This is a genomic window from Kitasatospora sp. NPDC098663 (assembly GCF_044760075.1).
In the GTDB taxonomy this organism is placed as follows: domain Bacteria; phylum Actinomycetota; class Actinomycetes; order Streptomycetales; family Streptomycetaceae; genus Kitasatospora.
In genome coordinates, this window is record NZ_JBIWAP010000017.1 from 25,880 (window position 1) to 47,842 (window position 21,963).

General features: G+C 75.1%; 8 protein-coding genes. 4 read left to right on the forward strand and 4 right to left on the reverse strand.

The window, feature by feature from the left end; translation table 11 throughout:
* The first annotated feature begins 56 nt into the window (after nt 1–56).
* The 3 genes from ACIQVZ_RS19915 to ACIQVZ_RS19925 all read left to right on the forward strand — a co-directional run bounded on the left by ACIQVZ_RS19915 (nt 57) and on the right by ACIQVZ_RS19925 (nt 16,370).
* Entirely contained in the window at nt 57–1,337 is a 1,281-nt protein-coding gene (locus ACIQVZ_RS19915; RefSeq protein ID WP_402451569.1) for an MFS transporter, read from the forward strand.
* A 172-nt stretch (nt 1,338–1,509) separates the two neighbouring features.
* Nucleotides 1,510–14,904, forward strand: a complete 13,395-nt coding sequence (locus ACIQVZ_RS19920) for a MupA/Atu3671 family FMN-dependent luciferase-like monooxygenase (RefSeq protein ID WP_402451571.1) — start codon at nt 1,510–1,512, stop codon at nt 14,902–14,904.
* Nucleotides 14,901–16,370, forward strand: coding sequence for a condensation domain-containing protein (locus ACIQVZ_RS19925; RefSeq protein ID WP_402451573.1), 1,470 nt, complete (start codon nt 14,901–14,903; stop codon nt 16,368–16,370). The genes ACIQVZ_RS19920 and ACIQVZ_RS19925 overlap by 4 nt, the downstream gene beginning before the upstream one ends.
* 105 nt (nt 16,371–16,475) lie before the next feature.
* Here ACIQVZ_RS19925 and ACIQVZ_RS19930 read toward each other — a convergent pair whose 3' ends face one another.
* The gene (locus ACIQVZ_RS19930; protein WP_402451575.1) at nt 16,476–17,402 is read right to left on the reverse strand and encodes a DUF4232 domain-containing protein; all 927 of its coding nucleotides are present in this window, start codon (nt 17,400–17,402) and stop codon (nt 16,476–16,478) included.
* 267 nt (nt 17,403–17,669) lie between these two features.
* On the opposite strand from ACIQVZ_RS19930, the gene ACIQVZ_RS19935 reads away from it, so the two are divergent.
* Nucleotides 17,670–18,575, forward strand: coding sequence for a hypothetical protein (locus ACIQVZ_RS19935; protein ID WP_402451577.1), 906 nt, complete (start codon nt 17,670–17,672; stop codon nt 18,573–18,575).
* Between the two features lie 84 nt (nt 18,576–18,659).
* Here ACIQVZ_RS19935 and ACIQVZ_RS19940 read toward each other — a convergent pair whose 3' ends face one another.
* From ACIQVZ_RS19940 to ACIQVZ_RS19950, 3 genes are all read right to left on the reverse strand, one after another.
* Nucleotides 18,660–19,784, reverse strand: coding sequence for a catalase family protein (locus tag ACIQVZ_RS19940; protein ID WP_402451579.1), 1,125 nt, complete (start codon nt 19,782–19,784; stop codon nt 18,660–18,662).
* A 55-nt stretch (nt 19,785–19,839) separates the two neighbouring features.
* Nucleotides 19,840–21,192 carry a Dyp-type peroxidase gene (locus tag ACIQVZ_RS19945; RefSeq protein WP_402451581.1) on the reverse strand — a complete coding sequence of 451 codons (1,353 nt, stop codon included), beginning with the start codon at nt 21,190–21,192 and terminating at the stop codon, nt 19,840–19,842.
* Between the two features lie 145 nt (nt 21,193–21,337).
* On the reverse strand, nt 21,338–21,928 hold the full coding sequence (locus ACIQVZ_RS19950) for a hypothetical protein (RefSeq protein ID WP_350879319.1): 591 nt from the start codon (nt 21,926–21,928) through the stop codon (nt 21,338–21,340).
* Between the last annotated feature and the right edge of the window lie 35 nt (nt 21,929–21,963).

Genomic DNA, 21,963 nt, shown 5'->3' on the forward strand with positions numbered 1-21,963 from the left:
TAGATTGCAGTGCAATGTCACACTGAACCGACCGACACGGCGTGCCTGGGGGACCGGTGCCGGACACTGCACAGCAAGTACCGCACCAGACCGTCGACAAGCTGCCCCGGGTGTTCTACCGGCTGGCACTGGGCGACGCCCTGTCCACGTACGGGAGCCAGCTCGACCTGGTGGCGCTCAGCCTGTTCGCCTACGAGGCGGCCGGGAACGCGCTCGGCACGGCCGGGTACCTGATCATCCGACTGGCCGGCGGCCTCGTCGGCGGGCTGGTCTCCGGGCGCCTGGTGGCCCGGACCGACCGGCGGCGGCTGATGACGGGCTGCGCGCTGGCCCAGGCGCTGGCCCTGGTCGTGGTGGCGCTCGCGCCCGTCCCCGCGCGCATCCCGGTGCTCTACTCGCTCGCGCTGGTCTTCGGCGGCGCGGCCGCGGTGTGCGCCGTCGCGCTGCGGACCAGCATCCCGGAGATGGTCGGATCCGAACGCAGGGCCCGTGCCAACAGCCTGATGGCCAGCTGCCGTTCGGCCGCCATGGTGCTCGGCTTCGCCTCCGCCGGCGTGGTGGTGGCCTGGGCCGGGTTCCGCGCGGCGCTGCTCATCGACGCGTCCAGCTTCCTGGTGTTCGCGGCGGTGGTGCTCCGGCTGCCGCTGCGCACCCGGGCCGAGCCCGCCGAGCAGCCCGCCACGGAAGCTGTCGATGCCACCGATGCCACCGGGCCCGCCGGAGGGACGAAACGGCTCGGGAGCCGGTGGCAGGCGCTGATCGTCCTGCGGGCCGCCCCGGTGGTCGGGGCGATGGCGGCGATCCGGCTGCTGGACGCCTTCGGCTCGGCCGCGCACAACATCAGCCTGCCGGTCTTCGCCAACCAGCACTCTCCCGGCAACCCGGCCGCACTGCTGGGCATGTTCTGGGCCACCTGGGCGGTCGGCAACCTCGGCGCCCAGCAACTGGTCTCCCGGCTCCTGCTGCGCCGGGGCATCGAACCGGGCGAGCGCGCCTTCGCCCTGGGCACCTGTCTGATGTCCGGCTGTTTCATCCTGGTCTTCACCGGGCTGCCGACCCCGCTGTTCCTGCTGGCGGCGATCGGCGCCGGGCTCGGCGACGGCTTCACCGAGATCTCGTACACCACCCGGATCCAGGCCCTCGCCGACGAACGGCGCGGCCAGGCCTTCGGGTTGCTGACCTCCGCCGAGAACGTCGGCATGGGCACCGGAATGCTGCTGAGCGGATCGCTGCTGGCGCTGCTCAGCCCGCTGACCGTGGTCGGCGTCTCGCACGCCGTCCCGATCGTGCTGGCACTCGGCTTCCTGGTCGTGGTCGCCCGCTCCCGCAAACGCTGACCCCCCACCCCAACGCACCCGCCCCGACGCACCCGCCCCGACACAAGCACCGCGCCACCGGATCCGCCGGCGCCACCGCGCCGCAGGCACCTGCCCGATCCGCTCACCCTCCGTACCCCGGGGCGGTCCGTACCCGCGCGCCCCGGCACCGATCCGAAAGGTGCCGTACCTGATGAGCTCCACCGGTCCCGACCGCGCCCGGCTGCGTGCCCTGGAGGCCCGGCTGCTGCTGCGTCCCGAGGTCGCCGACTGCGCGCTGCTGCCGGTCGAGCGCGCCGACGGCCGCTCCGGACTGCTGGCCTACCTGGTGCCCGCCGCCGACACCGACACCGCCGCGCTGCGCCGCCGGGCCACCGCGGCCCTGCTGGACGCCGACCCGAGCGCCGACGTGCACCTCCTGGACGGCATCGTCCGCACCCCGCAGGGCGAGCCCGACCGCGCCGCACTGGCGGCCGCCGTCGCCCGGCCACCCGCCGAGCCCGGGCCCGCCCTGCGCCACCTGCGCGAACTCACCGCGCACTGGCGGCCGTTCGGCGACACCGGGACGGTGACGGGCCCCGCCCCGGACGGCCCGACGGCCGCCCCCGGGGGCTCCGGGACCGAGGCGGTCGGCGCCCCGCTGCCCGAACAGGCGCCGGACGCGCCCCGGACGCTGCCCGAGGCGCTGCTGCGCGCAGCCGAGCGGCACCCCGGGCGGGGCCTGCACCTGGTCCGGGCCGACGGCGGGGCGACCCGGCTGACCTACCGCCGACTGCTGGAGCAGGCTCGGGAGACCCTCGCCCTGCTCACCTCCGCCGGGCTGCGGGCAGGCGACCGGGTGATCCTCCAAGTCCCCGACCCGGAGCGCTACTTCCCCACCCTGTGGGCCTGCCTGCTGGGCGGGGTGCAGCCGGTCACGGTGGCCCGCCCGCCGGCCTACGGCGAGCGCAACCCCGTCCTGGAGAAGCTCTGGCACGCCTGGCAGACGCTGGAGGAGCCGCCGGTGCTCGCCTGCGGCCCGGCCGTGGCGGGCCTGGCACGGCTCGGGGAGCTCTACCCGGCGCCCGGCCTGCGGGTCATCGCGGTCGACCGGCCCGCCGGCACCGGCGCCGCCACCGGCGCGGCGCCCGGCGCCGAGCACGCCCCGGACCCCGGCGACGTCGCGATCCTCCAGCTGTCCTCCGGCAGCACCGGCCGGTCCAAGGCGGTGCAGATCACCCACCGCGGCATCCTGGAGTACGTGGCCGGCGCCACCTCCCAGGGCAGCTCGCCCGAGGACGTCACCGTCAACTGGCTGCCGCTGGACCACGTCGCCGGGCTGCTGATGTTCCACCTGCGGGACGTGGCGCTGGCCGCCGACCAGGTGCAGGTGCCCACGGAACTGGTGCTCGCCGACCCGCTGGTCTGGCTGGACGCGCTGGAGCGCTACCGGGGCGCGCACTCCTGGTCGCCCAACTTCGGCTTCCGGCTGGTCGCCGAGGCGGTCCGGGCCGCCGGTCCCGGCCGGCACTGGGACCTCTCCGCGCTCAAGTCGCTGATCAACGCCGGGGAGCAGTGCACCGAGGCGGTGCTGGACGAATTCCTCGCCGCCACCGGGCCGTTCGGCGTCCGCGCGGACCACGTCCTGCTCGGCTGGGGCATGGCCGAGACCTGCACCGTGATCACCTACAAGCGCTACCACGAGGACGGCGCCCGCCGCCTGGTGCGCACCGACTCGCTGACCGGCCGCCTGGAGCCCGCCGACCCGGCCTCGAACGAGCGCGGCACCGGCTTCCTCAGCATGGGGCGCCCCGCGCCCGGCACCCGGATGCGGGTGGCCGGCGAGGACGGCCGGGCCCTGCCCGAGCACTGGGTCGGCCGGCTCCAGGTCAACTCCGGCCGGGTGACGCCCGGTTATCTGAACAACCCGGCCGCCGACCGGGAGTCCTTCGTCGGCGACGGCTGGTTCGACACCGGGGACCTGGCCTTCCTGGCCGACGGGGAGGTGGTGCTCACCGGCCGTCGCAAGGAAATCATCATCGTCAACGGGGTGCACTACTTCTGCCACGAGCTGGAGGACGTGGTCGCCTCGGTGGCGGGGGTGCGCTCCGGGCACGTCGCGGCCTTCGGGGTCCCGGACGACCGCACCGGCACCGAGCAACTGGTGGTCGCCTACGTGCCGAACGACCAGGACGCCCCCGCACCGCCCGTGGCCGCCGAGATCCGGCGGCTGCTGGCCGCCCGCCGACAGCCCGCCCCCGCCCTGGTGCTGCCGGTGCCGCCGTCGGAGTTCCCGCGCACCACCAGCGGCAAGATCCAGCGCACCGCGCTGCGCCGGCGGCTGCTCGACGGCGAACTCGACGAGCACATCGTGGCCCTGGACCTGGCGGAGGCCAACTCCCGGACCCTGCCGGACTGCGTGCGCCGACTCGTCTGGGAGCCCCGCCCGGTGCCGCAGGCCCGTACGGCTCCGGTCGACGGGGCTCCGGCGGGGCCGACCCTGCTGCTCGGCCCCGCCGGCCCCGGCACCCTCGCCGAGGCGCTGAGCGCCGCCCTGCCGCAGGCTGTGGTGGTGGACCGGCCGCCGACCACCGATCCGGGGGAGTGGCTGCGGGCGCTGGGCGAGGAGCGCCCCGCGCGGGTGGTGCACCTGTGGGGCGCGGGGCCCGAGGGCGCGCCGCGGCCCTCGGACGCCGCTGCGCGGGACGAAGCGCTGCTCGCCCTGCTGCGGGCGTTGGCCGTCCGGCCGCCGACCGCCGAGCTGGTCACCGTCAGTGCCGGGCTGCATGCTGTGCTGCCCGGCGAACTCCCGGACTCTGCCGCTGAGTTGACGGCGGCGCTGACCGCCGGAGCGCGGGCCGAGCAGCTGGTGCCGGCCGCCCGGCACATCGACCTGCCGGCGGGCGCACCGGCCGCCGAGCAGGCCGCCGCGCTGCTCGCCCTGCTGGCCGAGCCCCGGCCGGAGCCGGAGTGCGCCTGGCGCGAGGGCCGCCCGTGGGTGCCCCGGCTGGGACCGGCCGGGTCCGTGAGCGGGACCGTGAGCGGGACTGACCCCGACCCCGACGCCGGGAGCGCAACCGAGGGCTGCTCACTGCTCACCCCCGGCGCCCGCTACCTGGTCACCGGCGGCCTCGGCGGGATCGCCGCCGAGCTGCTGCCCGGCCTGCTCCGCGACCACGGCTCCCGGCTGCTGGTGATCGGCCGCACCGACCTGGACGCGCCGACCGCCGAGGCGGCCGAGCGCCGCGCCGCGCTGCACCGGCTGTCCTCCTACGGGGGCCGGGTCGACTACCGCCGCGCCGACGTGACGGACCCCGAGCAGCTGGCAGCGGTGGTCGCCGAGGCCGAACGGGACTGGCAGGCACCGCTGGACGGCGTGCTCCACCTGGCCGGCAGCTACCGGCTCGCGCTGCTCTCCGACACCGGCCCCGACGACTGGCGCGAGGCGGTGCGCGCCAAGACGACCGGCACGGACCACCTCGTCGAGCTGGTCCGCAAGCGGCCCGGCGCCCAGTTCGTCGGCTTCTCCTCGATGGTCGGCTTCCAGGAGGCCGTCGGCTCCACGGCGTACGCCGCCGCCAACCGCTACCTGGAGAGCGCCGTCGACCGGCTGCACCGGGAGACCGGGGCCCCGGCCTGGACGATCTCCTGGGGCCTGTGGAGCGGGGTCGGCATGAACCGCGCCACCGACCACGAGCAGGCCGCCGCAGACCGGGGCATCGCCGTGCTGAGCGCCGCGCACGGCCGCCGACTGGCCTCGCTGCTGCTGGCCGCCGCCCCGGGCCGCTGGTACGCCGGGCCCGACCCGAGCGCCCCCGCCGCGCGCCGCCGCCTGCTGGCCACCGCACCGCGACCGGTCCGCGAAGCGCCCGTCGGGCGGTCCGTCGGACGGCCGGCCGACGAGCGGGCCCCGCAGCGGGCCGCCGAGCCGTCCGCCGCTGTACCGTCCGCCGCTGTACCGTCCGCCGCTGTACCGTCCGCCGCTGTACCGTCCGCCGCCACCGGGCCCGCCGCCGCTGCCACCGCCGAGCTGCGCCGAGCCGTCCTGGACGCCTTCGAGGCCGTCCTCGACACCCCGCTCGACCCCGGCCGACCGCTCGCCGAACTCGGCATCGGATCACTGCAGTTGATGCGGGTGCACGGCGCGCTCGGCGCCGTCCTGCCGACACCCCCGGCGCCCACCGAGCTGTTCCGGCACCCCACCGTGGACGCTCTGATCGCGCACCTGGCCGAAGCGCCCGCCGAGTCCACCGAGCCCACGGCGGTCAGCTCGGCCGCCGCGCCCGGCGCCCGGGACGGCGGCCCGGTCGGCGACGACCGCCGGGTGGCCATCGTCGGCCTGGCCCTGCGCTTCCCCGGCGCCGACACCCCCGAGCAGTACTGGCGCAACATCGTCGACGGCGTCCGCAGCACCACCCGGTTCACCGAGGACGAGCTGGCGGCGGCCGGCCTGCGCCCGGCGGAGTACCGCCACCCCGACTTCGTCCCGGTGACCGGTGCGCTGCCCGACACCGACCGCTTCGACGCCGAGGCCTTCGGCATCAGCGGCACCGAGGCGGCGCTGATGGACCCCCAGCAGCGCCTGCTGCTGGAGATCTGCCGCCAGGCCCTGGAGGACGGCGGCTACGACGCCCCCGACCCGCGCCGCCGGGTCGGCGTCTTCGCCGGCACCGGGATGACCCTGTACGCGCTGCGCAACTACTACCAGCACACCCTGGCCGCCACCGCCGACCCGGCCGAGCCGGTGGCCGCGCTCCAGACCGCGATCGGCAACCAGGCCGACTTCGCCGCCACCCGGGTCGCCTACCGGCTGGGCCTGACCGGGCCGGCGATCGGCGTGCAGACGGCCTGCTCGACCTCGCTGGTCGCGGTGCACCTGGCGGCGCAGTCGCTGCTGGCGGGCGACTGCGACCTGGCGCTGGCCGGGGCCGCCGCCCTGCACATCCCGCAGGCCGCCGGATACCGCTACGAGGAGGGGTCGATCCTCTCCCCGGACGGCGCCTGCCGGGCCTTCGACGCGGCGGCCGGCGGCACGGTCGGCGGCAACGGTGTCGCCGCCGTCCTGCTCAAGCGCCTCGACCAGGCGCTGGCGGACGGCGACACCGTGTACGGCGTGATCCTCGCCTCGGCCGTCAACAACGACGGCGGGCTCAAGGTCGGCTACACCGCGCCCAGCGTGGACGGGCAGGCCGCCGTGGTCGGCCGGGCCCTGGACCTGGCCGGGGTGCCGGCCGAGAGCGTCGGCTACATCGAGGCGCACGGCACCGGCACCCCGCTCGGCGACCCGATCGAGTTCCGGGCGCTGGCCCAGGCGTTCCGCGCCCGGACCGAGGCCGCCGACTTCTGCTCGCTCGGCTCGGTGAAGCCCAACATCGGCCACCTGGACACCTGCGCGGGAATGGCGGGGCTGATCAAGGCCCTGCTGGTGCTGCGGCACGGCACGATCCCGCCGCTGGTCAACTTCAGCCGCCCCAACCCCGCGCTGGAGCTGGACGGAAGCCCGTTCCGCCTCTCCGCCGAGCGCCGGGACTGGCCGGCCGGCCCCGCCCCGCGCCGGGCCGGGGTCAGCGCGCTGGGCGTCGGCGGCACCAACGCCCACCTGGTGCTGGAGGAGGCGCCGACGGCCGCAACCGGCAGCGCCGACCCGCGCCCCGCCCCGACCGTGCTGCCGCTGTCCGCCCGCACCGAGCAGGGCCTGACCGCCCTGGCCGGCCTGCTCCGCGACCGACTGGCCACCGGGCCCGCCCCCGCCCCCGGCGACCTGCCGCTCACCCTCGGCGGCGGCCGTCGCGCGCTGCGCCACCGCCTCGCCGTCACCGGCGCCGACCCCGACGAACTGCTCCGGGGCCTGGAGGCCCACCTCGCGGGCCGCACCTCCGGCGCCGTACCCGCTGTGGGCCGCACCTCCGGCGTCGTACCCGCTGCGGGCCGTACCTCCGGCGCCGTACCCGTCCACCGCGAGGCCCGGCGCGGCGACGTGCAGCCGGTGCTGCTCTTCACCGGCCAGGGCGCCCAGTACCGGGGCATGGCCGCCGAACTCCACCGCGCCTTCCCGGTCTTCCGGGCCGTGCTGGACGAGTGCGACCGGCTGCACCGCGACGCCTGGGGCGAGCCGCTGCTGCCGCTGCTGCTCGACGCGGTGCCCGAGGGCGCCGACGACGCCTGGACCACCGAGGCGGCGCAGCCCGCGCTGTTCGCCCTGCAAGCGGCCTACCTGCGGCTTTGGCGGGAACTCGGGCTCCGTCCGGCCGCGGTCGCCGGGCACAGCGCCGGCGAGTACGCCGCCTTCCACGCGGCGGGCGCGCTCGACCTCGCCGACGGGATGTTCCTCACCGCGTTGCGCGGGCGGCTGATGCACCGGGCGACCGAGCCCGGCGCCATGACGGCGGTGATGGCCGGCCCGCAGCGGCTCGCCGCGCTCGGCGACTGGCTGCCCGGGGTGGAGCTGGCCGTGGTCAACGGCGCCGGCCAGTGCGTGCTGGCCGGCGCGCCGCGCGAGATCGCGGCAGCCGAGGCCGTGCTGGCCGCCGACGGCGTGACCACCGAACGGCTCGCCACCGACCGGGCCTTCCACTCCCGCCTGCTCGACCCGGTGCTCGACCCGTTCCGCGAGCAGCTCGCCCGGCTGCGCCTGCGGCCGCTGACCGTGCCGCTGGTGAGCAACCTGGGCGGCGAGGTGCTGGCTCCCGCCACCGTGCCCACGCCCGACTACTTCGTCCGGCAGACCCGGGAGACCGCGCGCTTCGACCTGGTCCTGGCCGCCCTGGACGGGCAGGACCACGAGCTCTTCCTGGAGCTCGGCCCGCACCCGACGCTCACCGGCATGGGCCGCCGGGAGCTGCCGCACCGCCACTTCGTGGCCGGCGCCCGGCGCGGCGCACCGCCGGAGCGGCAGTTCGGCGCCGCGGCCGCCGCGTTGTGGTCCCACGGCGTCCCGCTCGACTGGGCGCGCTTCGCCGCCGCCCGCGACTGGCCGGACGGTCCGGCCCGCCGCGTCCCCCTGCCGACCACCGTCTTCCAGCGCCGCCGCCACTGGTTCACCGCCCCCGACCGGCCGACCACCGAGGACTCCGCCATGCACCAGGCACCGCCGCCCCAGCAGCCCGTTCCGCCGTCGGCCGTACCCGAGGCCGTATCGACGCCCGGCCCCGGGCCTGCCGGCTCCGCGCCCGTCGCGGCGACACCCGCGGCGAGCCCCGAGCAACTGGCCGAGGAGGCCGTGCTGCGCCAGGTGCTGGAGCAGACGGCCCGCCAGCTCGGCCACGACGAGGGGTCGGTCGGAGCGGACGAGCCCTTCTTCGACCTCGGCGCCGACTCGCTCTCGATGATCAACATGATCCGGGACCTGGAGCGGGCCTTCCGGGTACGGGTCTCGATGCGCGAACTGTTCGAGGCGGCGGACACTCCGGCCCGGCTGGCCGGGCTGATCGCCGGCCGGCTGGAGCCCGCCGTCCGGGACGCGCTGCTGCCGGCCGCCGCGCCCGAGCCGGCGGCGGCTCCGACACCGGTCCCTGCCGCCGTCCCTGCCGCCGCCCCTGTTTCCGCCCCGGAAGCGGCGCCGATACCGGCTCCGCCAGCCCCGCCCCAGGCGGTCGCGGCGGCCGCCGTCCCCGCGCCGCCCGTCCACCTCGCGCCGCCCGTCCCGTCCGTGCCCGTCCCGTCCGTGGCCGTGCCGCAGCCCGCGCTCGCCCCGGTGGCCGACGGCACCGGCCTGATCGAGCGCCAGCTCGCCCTGCTCGGCCAGTTCTCCGACCTGATGCGCGACCAGCTCGGCCTGCTGGCCGGGACGGGCGCGGCGCCGCCCGCGCTCCCCGGGGCCGCCGTCCCCGCCGCCCTGCCGCCGGCCGTCACCCCCGCCGTCACCCCGGCCGCCGCCGCCCCTGCAGTTGCCCCCGCACCCGTGCCGACCCCGCCCGCCCCGCAGGTACACGGCCCCCGGGTGACCGTCTCCCGGGAGTCCGGCATGGCCTCCGGCGGCCTGACCGACCAGCAGCGCGCCCACGTGGACGAGCTGGTCGCCCGCTTCACCGCCCGGACCGCCGCCTCCAAGGCGGTCACCCGCCGCCACCGGCGCACCCTCGCGGACAGCCGCGCCGTGGTCGGCTTCCGCTCCGCGACCAAGGAGATGCTCTACCCGCTCGCCGCCCGCCGGGCCCGGGGCTCCCGCCTGGAGGACCTCGACGGCAACACGTACGTCGACATCACCATGGGCTTCGGCGTCCTGCTGTTCGGCCACGACCCGGAGTTCGTCACCGACGCCGTCCGCGAGCACCTGGCCGGCGGACTGCGGCTGGGCCCGCGCGGCCCGGAGACCGGCGAGGCCGCCGAACTGCTGGCGGAGCTGACCGGCACCGAGCGGGTCGCGTTCGCCAACTCCGGCACCGAGGCGAACGCCGGGGCGATCCGGCTGGCCCGCGCGTACACCGGCCGGGACAAGATCGTCATGTTCGAGGGCTCCTACCACGGCCACTTCGACCACACCCTGGGCCGGACCGTGGGCCGCGGCGCCGACCGGGAGACCGTCCCGGTGTCGACCGGCATCCCCGGCAGCGCGGTCGCCGACCTCGTGGTGCTGCGGTACGGCGATCCGGAGAGCCTCCAGGTGATCGAGGAGCTCGGCGACCGGATCGCCGCCGTGCTGGTCGAGCCGGTGCAGAGCCGCCACCCGGGGCGCCAGCCGGTCGAGTTCGTCCGCTCGCTGCGCGAACTGACCACCCGCCGCGGCATCGTGCTCGTCTTCGACCAGATGCTCACCGGCTTCCGGCCGCACCTGCGCGGCGCCGAGGGCTTCTGGGGCGTGACCCCGGACGTCTCCACCTACGGCAAGGTGCTCGGCGGCGGCTACCCGATCGGCGCGATCGCCGGGCGCGCCGACATCCTGGACGGGATCGACGGCGGCCACTGGGACTACGGGGACGACAGCTACCCGCCCAAGGACACCACCTTCTTCGGCGGCACCTACATCCAGCACCCGCTGGCGATGACCGCCGCGGGCGCCGTGCTGCGCCACCTCAAGGCGTCCGGCCCCGGCTTGCAGGAGCGGCTGAACGCCCGCACCGACGAGCTGGCCGCGGCCCTCAACGGGTTCTTCGAGGAGGAGGAGTTCCCGCTGCGGCTGGCCCACTTCGGCTCGCTGTTCCGGTTCGAGCCGCGCGCCGACATGGAACTGCTCTTCCCGCAGCTGCTGACCCGCGGGGTCTACGTGTGGGAGTGGCGCAACTTCTTCCTCTCCACCGCCCACACCGACGGCGACCTGGAGTTCGTGGTCGACGCGGTCCGCGACTCGCTGCGCGACCTGCGGCGCGGCGGCTTCTTCCCGGCCTCGCCCGGGGTACGGCTCCCGGCCCCGCGCCCGGCGGCCGCACTCCCGGCGCCCGCGGCGGACGACCGTACAAGCACCGGCACCACCGGCACCACGGAGCCCGCCGGGACGCCGTACCTCCCGGTCGGCGACCCGCAGCGCCCGGTCGACTTCAGCCTCTACTTCTTCGGCGACTACCCCCTGGACTCCCCGGAGGACGAGAAGTACCGCATCGTCCTGGAGAGCGCCCGCTTCGCCGACCGGCACGACTTCCACGCCGTCTGGCTGCCGGAGCGCCACTTCCACTCCTTCGGCGGGATCTTCCCCAACCCCTCGGTGCTGGCCGCCGCACTGGCCCGGGAGACCACCCGGATCCGGCTCAACGCGGGCTGCGCGGTCCTGCCGCTGCACCACCCCGTCCGGGTGGCCGAGGAGTGGTCGGTGGTCGACAACCTGTCCGGCGGCCGGGTCGGCCTGGGCTGCGCCAGCGGCTGGCACCCCAACGACTTCCTGTTCTTCCCCGAGAACTACGGCGGCCACAAGGAGCTGATGCACCAGCAGATCGACACCGTCCGGGCGCTGTGGCGCGGCGAGCCCTACCGGGGCCGCAACGGCAAGGGGGAGCCGATCGAGGTGACCCTGCACCCGCGCCCGCTGCAGGAGCAGCCGCCCATGTTCACCGCGATCGTCGGCAACCCGGACAGCTTCCGCGAGGCCGCCCGGCACGACCTGGGCATCATCACCAACCTGATGACCCAGGACGTCGCCCAGCTCGCCGAGAACGTCGCGCTCTACCGGCGCACCCGGGCCGAGCACGGCCTCGACCCGGAGGCCGGCCGGGTGGTCGTGCTCGTCCACACCTACCTGGGCACCGACCTCGCCACCGCCCGCGAGCAGGCGTACCGCCCGTTCTGCCACTACCTGCGCTCCTCGCTCTCGCTGTTCGGGCAGATGGCCAACAGCCTCGGCCTGACCCTGGACTTCGAGAACACCCGCGAGGAGGACCTGGAGTTCGTGCTGGAGCGCGCCTACGAGCGGTACTGCGCCTCCCGCGCGCTGATCGGCACCCCGGAGAGCGTGCGGTCGGTGCTGGCCGAGCTGCGGGCGGCCGGCGCGGACGAGATCGCCTGCTTCGTGGACTTCGGGCTCGCCCCCGACCTGGTGGCCTCCGGCCTGCCGCAGATCGACGCCCTGCGCCGCTCCGCCCAGCGCGGCGCCCCGCTGTCCTACGCGCAGCAGCGGATGTGGTTCCTGCACCGGATGCTGCCCGACACCGGGCAGTACAACGAGGTCAAGGCCATCGAGCTGGACGGCCCGCTCGACCCGGCCGCCCTCGACACCGCGCTGCGCGCGCTGCTCGAACGGCACGTCGGGCTGCGCACCGCCTTCCGCGAGCAGGACGGCGAACCGTTCCAGCAGGTGCTCCCGGTACCCGAGGGGCCGCTGCTGGAACGGGCCGCGGCCGACGGGCCCGAGCACGAGGCGGTGGCCGCGCTGGTCGCCGCCGAGGGCAGCCGCCGCTTCGACCTGACCGAGGGCCCGCTGTTCCGGGCCCGGCTGCTGGAGACGGGGCCCGACCGGCAGGTCCTGGTGCTGTCGATGCACCACATCGTGATCGACACCCTGTCCACCGTGGTGATCACCCGGGAACTGGGCGAGCTGTACCGGGCCGCCCGGGAGCAGCGCCCCGCCCGGCTGCCGGTGCTCACCACCACCCCGGCCGCCGAAGCCGTCCGGGAACGGGCCGCGGTGGCCGCCGGTGCGTACGACGAGAGCCTCGCGTACTGGCGCAAGGTGCTCGGCGGCGACCTGCCGGTGCTGGCCCTGCCGACCGACCGGCCGCGCCCGGCGGTGCCGGACGGCCGGGGCCGCTCCCACGTCCGCCAACTGCCAGCCGAACTCTCCGACGGCCTGCGGGACTTGGCCCGCAGCCGCCGCTCGACCCTGTTCATGGTGCTGCTCACCGCCTTCGCCGGGGTGCTGCAGCGCTACGGCGGCCAGGACGAGGTGGTGCTGGGCACCCCGGTGGCCAACCGGACCGAGGGCACCGAGGACCTGGTCGGCTTCTTCGTCAACACGCTGGCGCTGCGGCTGGACCTGTCCGGGGAACCGGACTTCGCCGAGGCGCTGGACCGGGTCCGCTCCAGCGCGCTGGACGCCTACGAGCACCAGCAGCTGCCCTTCGAGGTCCTGGTCCAGGAGCTCAACCCGCAGCGGGACACCAGCCGCAACCCGCTCTTCCAGGTCCTGGTCGAGTTCGAGAACCACGCCGTCTTCGAACTGGACCTGCCCGGGGTGGCGGCCCGCCCGCTCGACCACGTGGTGGACCGCTCCGCCTTCGACCTGTCGCTCTTCCTCACCAACCTGCCGGACGGCATCCGCTGCCACGTCGAGTACGCCGAGGCCCTGTTCGACCGGGCCACGGTGGACCGGCTGTTCGACGCCTTCGAGCGGCTGCTCACCGCCGCCGTCGCCGACCCGGCCCGCCCGCTCGCCGAACTGACGGCCACCCCGGCCGACCCCGCCCTGGAGTGCGGGCCCGAGGCGCAGCCGGCGCCCGCGCACCCGCTGGCAACGGTGGCCGCCGTCGCGGCCGCCCGTCCGGACGCCCTCGCGGTGGTCGCTGCCGACGGCACCGGGACCGACTACCGGACGCTGCACGCCCGGGCCGGCGAGCTGGCCGGCCGGCTGCTGGCCGCCGGGGTGCGGGAAGGCAGCCGGGTAGGGGTGCTGCTGCCGCGTTCGGTGGACCAGGTGGCCGCGCTGCTGGCCGTGCTGCGCCTCGGCGCCGTCCACGTGCCGATCGACCCGCTGCAGGGCCCGGAGCGCTGCCGGCTGATCGCCGCGGACAGCGCACCGGCCGTGCTGCTCACCGCCTCGGACGCGGACCTGATGGGCCTGTCCCTGCCGACGGTCCTGACGGACTCCGAGGCCGACGCTGTCGTCGCCGCCGCCGAACTGCCGCCGCTGCCCGCCCCCTCCGCGCAGGCCCCCGCGTACCTGCTGTACACCTCCGGCTCCACCGGCCGCCCCAAGGGCGTGCTGATGCACACCCTCGGCCTGTCCGCGCTGCTGGCCTGGAACGTCGCCGAGCACCCGGCCGCCCGCACCCTGCAGTACGCCTCCTGCGGCTTCGACGTCAGCGTCCAGGAGGTGCTGACCACGCTGGCCGGCGGCGGCACCCTGCTGCTGATCGAGGAGGAGACCCGCTACGACGTGACGGCGCTGGCCGCCGTGGTCCGCGCCACCCGCGCCGAGCGGCTGCACCTGCCGTACACCCCGCTGGCCGCGCTGGCCGACGCCCTCGGTGACGAGCCGGTGCCCCACCTGCGCGAACTGATCACGGGCGGCGAGCAGTTGCTGCTCACCACCGGGCTGCGGGCCTTCCTCGCCCGCAACCCCGGCTGCCGGCTGATCAACCACTACGGCCCCACCGAGACCCACGCCGTCACGGCCGGCGAGGTCGCCCCGGACGGACCGGACCACGCGGCGATCGGCCGCCCGGTGCCGGGCACCCGCATCCTGCTGCTGGACGCCGCCGGGCGCCCCGTCCCGCCCGGGGCGGTCGGCGAGATCCACGCGCTCGGCGTCCAGGTCGGGCTCGGCTACCCCGGCCGGGAGCAGGAGAGCGCCGCCGTCTTCACCGACACCGCGGACGGCCGCCGCTACCGCACCGGCGACCTCGGCCGCTGGCGGCCCGACGGCACCCTGGAGTACCTCGGCCGCGCCGACCGCCAGGTCAAGGTGCGCGGCTACCGGATCGAGCCGGGCGAGGTCGAGACGGTGCTGCGGTCCGTCCCGGGCGTGCGCGGCGCGGCCGTGACGGCCCGCCGCACCGGGACGGCCACCGCACTGGCCGGGTACGTGCAGTGCGCCGCCGCCGAACTGCCCCGGGTCCGCGACCACCTGGCCGACCTGCTGCCCGAGCACATGGTGCCGGGGCTCTGGGCCGCGGTGGCGGCGCTGCCCTTCACCGCGCACGGCAAGCTGGACGCCGCCGCCCTGCCGGAGCCGCTGCCGCTGGGCGCGGGCCGGGCCGCCGTCGCCCCGGCCACCGAACTGGAACGCACCGTGCAACGGCTGTGGGAGGAGGAACTCGGCCGTCCCGCAGGCGTGGAGACCTCCTTCTTCGACCTCGGCGGGCACTCGCTGGCCGCCACCCGGCTGCTGAACCGGGTCCGCGAGGCCACCGGGATCCGGACCGGCGTCCTGGACTTCTTCCGCCGCCCGACCATCCGCGCCATGGCCGCCCAGCAGCCGCAGATTGAGGACCGCCACGCCCCGGTCTACGAGGAGGGCACGCTGTGACCCCTGTCGACGATGGCTGGCAGCGGCTCGTCCGGCTGCTCGACGAGCGCGAGATCGTCCTGCGCACCACCGGCGACCGGCTCGGCTACCTGGCCCCGCCCGGCGCGCTCGACGAAGAGGCCACCGGGCTCGTCCGGGCCCACCGGGAACGGCTGCTGGCCACCCTGACCGGCTCCGGCACGGCCCTGGCCGCCGCGCCCGCCGGGGTGGCGCAGCGCCGGATGCACCGGGCGCACGCCCGGGCGGCGGACCCGGCGGTGTGGAACATCACCCAGCGGATCGCCCTGCGCGGGCCGCTGGAGCCCGAGCGGCTGGCCGCCGCGCTGACGGCGCTGACCGGGCGCCACGAGAGCCTGCGCACCAGCTACCGGGACACCGACCTGGGCCTGCTCCAACAGGTGCTGCCGAACGCCCCGGTGCGGCTCCCGGTCGCCGACCTGCGCGCGCTCGCTCCCGGGGCGCGGGACGCGGCGCTCGCCGAGGCCGGCCGGGCGGAGAGCGACCGCCCGTTCGACCTGGCCACGGCCCCGCTGCTGCGCGCCCGGCTGCTGCGGCCCGCCGACGAAGCCTGGGTGCTGTTGCTGACGCTTCATCACATCGCGGTCGACGGCTGGTCGTTGGCCACGCTGCTGGCCGACCTGGGTGCGCTGTACCGCCCGGACGGGCGGCTGCCGCAGGACCCGGGCCGGATGACCGACCACGCCTGCTGGGAGCGGACCGTGGTCACCCGCGCCGCCGTCGCCGCGGCCGCCGACCACTGGGCCAAGACCCTGGACGGCGTGGCGTCGACGGCGGAGCTGCCCACCGCCCGGCCCCGCCCCGCACAGCGCTCCGGGCGGGGCGCCACGGCAGCCTTCCGCCTCCCCGCGGCACTGGCCGAGGCGGTGGGCCGCTACGCCGCCGCCCGCTCCACCACCGCCTCGGCCGTCCTGCTCGCCGCCTTCGCGCGGCTGCTGGGCGAGCTGAGCGGCGCGGCGGAGACCCTGGTGGTGCTCTCCCACGCCAACCGGACCCGGCCGGCCGACGAAGGGGTCGTCGGCCTGCTCACCTTCGGCCTCCCGATCCGGCTGCCCACCCGCCCCCCGGGCGGGTTCGGGGAATCGGTCGACACGGCCGCGACGGCGATCGCCACCGCCCTCGACCACGCCACCGTCCCCTTCGGCCTGCTGGTCGAACCGCTGCGCGAACGCGGCGTCCGGCTGCCGGACGCCTACCCGCAGGTCCTGCTCACCGTGCAGAGCACCCCGCCCGCCGTCCTCGACCTCCCCGGCCTGACCGCCGAGGTCGAGGACGTGCCGGGCCCCTCGGCCCGCTCCGACCTCCTGCTGGTCCTCACCCCGGACGCGGACGGCTACGGGGGCCTGGCCGAGTACGACGCCGACCTGTTCGACCCGGACACCGTGCGCTCCTGGCTCGACACCCTGGTGAACGACCTGGCCCGGCACCTGACGGACCGGCCGGGCTGACCGGGCGGACGGACCGCCCCCGGGCCGTGCGATCGGAGACCAGAATTTTCCGTGGAAAATTCTCCCAGCACGGGAGAACGCCAGGGAGGACCACCGGCGCCCCGCTCACGGCCGGCTGTCCTCCCTGGTCCAGGCGCCGACGCCGAGCCGTCCCGTGGTCCCCAGGTCGATCTCCGGGACGACCATCACCGGGGCCGCGTCAGGGGTGGCCCGGACCCGCACGTAAGGGGCGTTCACCGGGCTGCCCGCCTCCACGGTGTTGCGCCACACCAGCGTGGAACGGGCGCCCTCTCCGGGGCGCAGCACGATCTCCTGCGGCGGGTCGTCCGCGCCGGTGCCGCCGGCGATCGCGGCGCCGCCGGACAGGAAGCGCACCCCGTCGACCGGCCGGTGCCCCACGTCGAGCAGCTGCAGCTTCGGGTAGCCGTTGACGGACACCGCGGACGTCCCGCAGTTGCGCAGGTGCAGGCCGACCGCGCGCAGGCCCATCGCGGCGTCGCCGTCATCCGCGTACAGCCGCAGGCCGGAGGCCGGGCAGGGGCCGCCCGGCCGCGAGGCCTCGGCGCTGGGCACACTGCGGACCTGGACGATCTTCACCAGCGGTCCGGCGCCCGGCCGCGCCTGCCCGTGCCCGTCCAGCTCGATCCGCCCCTTCGCGGTGGCCCCCGGAGCGAGCGAGGTGACGACCTGCGTCACGTTGTCCAGCGCACCTCCGGCCGCCGAGAGCCGGCTGAACACCGCTGTGACATCGGAGGTATCGTCCTCCGGATTGGTGACCTCGTACTCGGCGCAGGCCGCACCGGCGGCCGTGATCCGCACCCCGCCCTGTGCGAGCCCGGGCGACGCCTGCCCGTCGCGGGACGACGACGGCAACGGCGCCCCGCACGGCCCGGCACTGCCGGACGCCGCCGGAATCCCGGTCGCCCCGTCTGCGCAGCCCACGAGCAGGGCCGCGCAGGCCGCGACCACCGCAACTGCGGCAGCAGGCCGGCGGGCCGTCAGGTGGTGCCCGGCGTTCTCGAACTGATGCATCAGCCGATGCGATCACGAACCACCCGGAACGCCTATGAGCTGCGCCACTGCCCGCGTGACAGGACCGCAACGATCCGCCCGGCACCCGCCGGACCGAGGCCGGTCGGACCTTTGGGCGCCTCTTCGCGCCAGCCGGCACCGTTGCCATCGGTGACCGGACCCCGCTGCCCGATGGTCCGAACCGGTCGCCTTCCGGTGCGGGGCGTGGTCTGCCGCGCGCGGTGGGGGATGCTCCGCGCCGGAGGCGACCCACAGAAAGGATTCTTCATGGTGGAGCACGTGTTCGCGCGCGTGGTACGGACGGTGACCGTCTCGGCCCTCGCCCTGGCGACGAGCGTCGGTGCGAGTGGTACGGCCGGCGCCGCCTCGCCGGAGGACCACCCCGTCGAGGTGAGCATCGGAGCCTCCGGTCTGCAAGCACCGGACACCGCGAAGGGCGGCCTGGTCAGTTTCCGGGTCAAGACGGACGACCCGAACGGCCGGCAGCTGCAGCTGCTGCGTCCGCACGAGGGAGCGACCATCGACCAGGTCATCCGGGACCTCGCCGACGCGGTCAGCCCGTCGCCGGCCACCGCGAGCGCCGGGATCCGGGCGGTGAACGGTGAGGCGGACCTGCTGGGCGGGGCGCTGGTCACCTCGCAGGTGCACGAACAGTTCACCGAGGAGGTCAGCCCCGGTCCGGTCTACCTGCTGGACCTCACCGCGTTCCGGGCGGACCCGGCCCACCCGGTCTTCAGGAAGCTGAACCTGGTCGGTACGAACGGCCAGAACGACAACCAGGTCCGCTTCGACGACGGCATCGTGATCGAGAAGGACACGGCCGAGGGCCCGCGTTTCCAGACCGAGGACGTCGACCACGCGCACCTGGCCTACCTGGTGCACGACGGGTCCGAGCAGATCCACGAGATGCAGCTGCGGCCGATCGGTGCGGACACCACCGACGAGCAGATCGGGGAGTACCTGAGGGACGTCGCGCTGGGCGGCCTGCCGGCCCGGTCCCCGTTCACCGGGCCGGCCACCGGCCTCGGCGCCATGTCCGGCGACCGCACCGCCTCCGTGCAGGCCCACGGCCTGCAGCCCGGGCGGTACGTCCTGCTCTGCATGATTCCCGACGAGCGGACGGGCGTCCCGAACGCCGGCCTGGGCATGCGCAAGATCGTCACCCTGAAGTGACCGGCCGGGCCCTGGCATGCCGGCGGCAGCGGGCTGCCAGGGCCGACCGCCGCTGTCCGCGCACCGTCGCGGTGGCGGGCCGGGTCAGGCGCCGAGTACGTCGTCGGCGCTGCGGGGTTCCGTGCGCGGCTGCTGGTTGAACTCGTGGCGCGCGATGGAGGACCGCCGGTAGACCTCCTTGCGGGCCCGCATGATGTTGCCCAGGGGCGCGTGCTCGGCGGTGACCCGCCAGGGCGTGAAGGACAGCGAGTCCATCCTCTCCAGGTTCTCGGGGCCGGAGATGTCCTGCTGCGGCAGCCGCAGCTTGGCCACGGTGAAGGACGGCGAGAGCTGCTCGGGCCACTCCACGGTGGTGTCCTCCACGGGCATGCGCTCCAGGTCGGTGCAGAGCTGGACCTGGATGTCGAAGGCGTAGGGCCGCTCCTGGAGCTCGGCTTGCAGGGCCGGCCGGAAGACCTCCGCCCCCGAGGCCGGGTCGATGGTGCGCCGGACCACCGCCGCGGCGAAGGCCGGGTCGGGGGTGATGCGCACCTTGGCGATGTAGTCCCCGTGCCGGACCGCGCCCATCGTCCAGTAGCTGGACAGCAGCAGGTTCGCCGGAGGCGTCTTCGACAGGCGCAGGAAGGCCAGGAACTCGTCCCAGGCCCAGTCGTCCTGGGCCAGCGTTCCCTTCCCGGTCACGAACTCGGTGAAGAACCGATGTGCGCCGGGTCGGCCCTGGGAGAAGTACGCCGGCGCGTTCAGGAACAGTTCCTGGATGAACAGGTAGTGCTCGACCGTGTTGCAGAAGAAGACCGGTCCGTTGATGTTGGCGTAGTCGAACGTGCCCGTGTCCGGTTCGTCCTCCAGCAGGGTCGGGCCGGGGATGTCGAACATCTTGAGCGCCAGTCCGGCGGCGGCACCCAGTCGTGCGTCGGCTCCGGTGTGGGGCGAGCCGTTGGAGAAGCGGATCAGCGCGTCGTGGGTTCCCGCAGCCGCGTAGATTCCCTGGGCGTACTCGGGGGGCAGTCCGTCCAGGATCTCCACTTCCCCTCGGACCAGCCCGTAGCCCTTGGCGTGGGCGTCGCGCAGGGCCCGCCCGGTGCCACCGGCCTCGACCGACTCGGCGATGTAGCTCTCGGTCTTCTCGATCACGGTCTGCACGTCGCGGTCGAAGTGGGGGGCGTCGTCTTCGACGCCGGGCGTGTAGCGGACGAACTGTGCTGTCATGACTCCGACCTCTCCTCGGAGAGCGCGACCGGACCTCAGGGAGTGGGAATCGCCCTCAGCCCTCCAACTCGGCGAGCCAGCGCAGGGCACGCAGACCCGGCAGGAAGCAGTACTCGCCGCCGCGCGTGACCACGAAGCTGGGCAGGTTCCTCAGACGACGCCGGACCGGCTTCTCGGGGATGGTGACGCTGCCGGTCCCGCCGTGATGCCCGGCGACCGGGTCCTTCTCGCCGGGGTAGCCGATGAAGTTGCCGTCGTTGACCCACTCGGCCTTGATGAACTCGAACTGCCGTTCCAGGTGGGCCCCCATGAACACTCCGACCAGGCCGCGGTCGGCGCCGTCGTCCTCCAGCACGCCCTCGGGCAGCGGCGGGCCGTAGGTGGTGCCGCGACGGATGAGCCGGTGCATCCGTGCGTCGCCGATGATGGTGGAATCACGGGGGTTGGTGCGCCGGATGTGCGCACCGGCCGGGCACCGGAAGCCGCGGTCGTCGTTCTCCCGGTACAGGAAGTCGTTGACGCGGCGCGGATCGGCCGCCAGCTCCGGATCGTCGTGCTCCGGCGCCAGCGTCAGCGGCGCCCCGCTCGGCCAGCGCCCGACCATCTTCGCCGCCAGCAGTGCCTCCTCCTCGGCGCCGGAGCTGTTCGCCCGCAGGTACCGGCGCCAGGCCGCCACGTTGGTGTGGATCTTGCGCACGGCCACGTAGGTCCCGTTGCGCCCCAGCACATCGGGGCTCGGCATGGGCGGCAGGCTGCCGGTTTCGTCGGCGTAGCCGAGGATGAACTCGCCGGCTTTGATGGGCACTTCCTGCGGGTTGGAGCCGGGCAGCCCGACGCCCTCGATGTTCGGATGGCTGATGCCGTCACGGAAGCCGAAGGTGGTACGCCCGGTCGGGAGCTGGTGGACCTCCTGCTGCCAGATCACCTGGACACCGGGTGTGTCCTCGTAGGCGACACGGGCCCGCTCCAGCTCCCGCTCCAGCTGGGCCGCGTCGGAGGAGAGGGCGCTCAACGCGATGTGGACCTCGCCGGTTCCGAACGGGGCCTCCCAGTGGGCCGGTGCACTCTCGCCCGCGTCGCCGATCAGCTCCGCCCGGGCGGCCATGCCCTCACTGAACGCCCGCGGAAAGCTGTCCAGCGACTCCTGGGGCACCCCCAGGGCCCTCAGCCCCTGGTAGGTGAACGCCACGGTCACCCAGGCGTCCCGGCTCGGGTCCACGCTGGGCAGACCGCCCGAGGTCAACGGGAGCAGCCGGCGCAGCAGGGCGCGCCCGACGTGGCGGTCGTCCACGCGCAGGAAGACGAACCTTCCCTCGTAGGGCACGGGCCGTGGACGCAGGGCCCCGCTCTGGACGTCGTCGATCTCGACGCGCACGCCCGCCGCGCTGCCGCTGTCCGCTGTGTTCATGGTCGCTTGTGCCTCTCCACATCCGTCTCCGCATCTGTCTCTCTGCATCTGCCGCTGCCCGGACAGCCCGGCAGCGGCCGACTCGCACCGGCCGAGTCGGTCCACCGATGGTGGGTGGGCTCCGACGGTTGGCCGTGCCCGGGTGCTATGCCGAGGCTTCCTCCAGCAGCTTCTGGAAGGCCGGCGTGGCCACCAGCTCCGCGTTGGCCGGGTTGTCGAGCGCCGCCCGGAACTGGGTGCTGTCCAGCACCTCCTGGAACGCGTCGTCCACGCGGTGGTCCTTGTAGATCTGCTGGACGGTGAGGTCGGGATAGGCGCTGATGAAGACTCCCGCGGGCTCCTGGTGGGCGATGAACCAGTCCTTCGCCCCCGGATCGGTGACGCCGGGGAACCCTTCGCTGTGCGAGAAGATCTTGTCGAAGCGGGACCCGACCACCGTCTGGGCGAAGTCGTCGATGTAGGTGTCCCAGGAGCCGTCGAAAACGCTGGCGAACATGAACCGGGTGTCGTCGTCGAAGATCACGTGCCGTGCGTCGTGCAGGGTGCCGATCTGGCGCACCGCCGCATGGGCGCTCTCGTCATGCGCCGCGTCGGCGAGCGTCGCGAGGTCCTTGCGCAGCGCATCCGCGTGGCCCGGCTTGATCGTGGTGAAGACGGTGAACTCGCTGCAGACCCCATCCGACCTGCCCGGGCGCTCGGGGTGAGCCGACTGGGTCGCGCCTGTCGTCGCGGTCATCGTGACATCCTCCTGCCATGGTCGGTGCGAGGGCC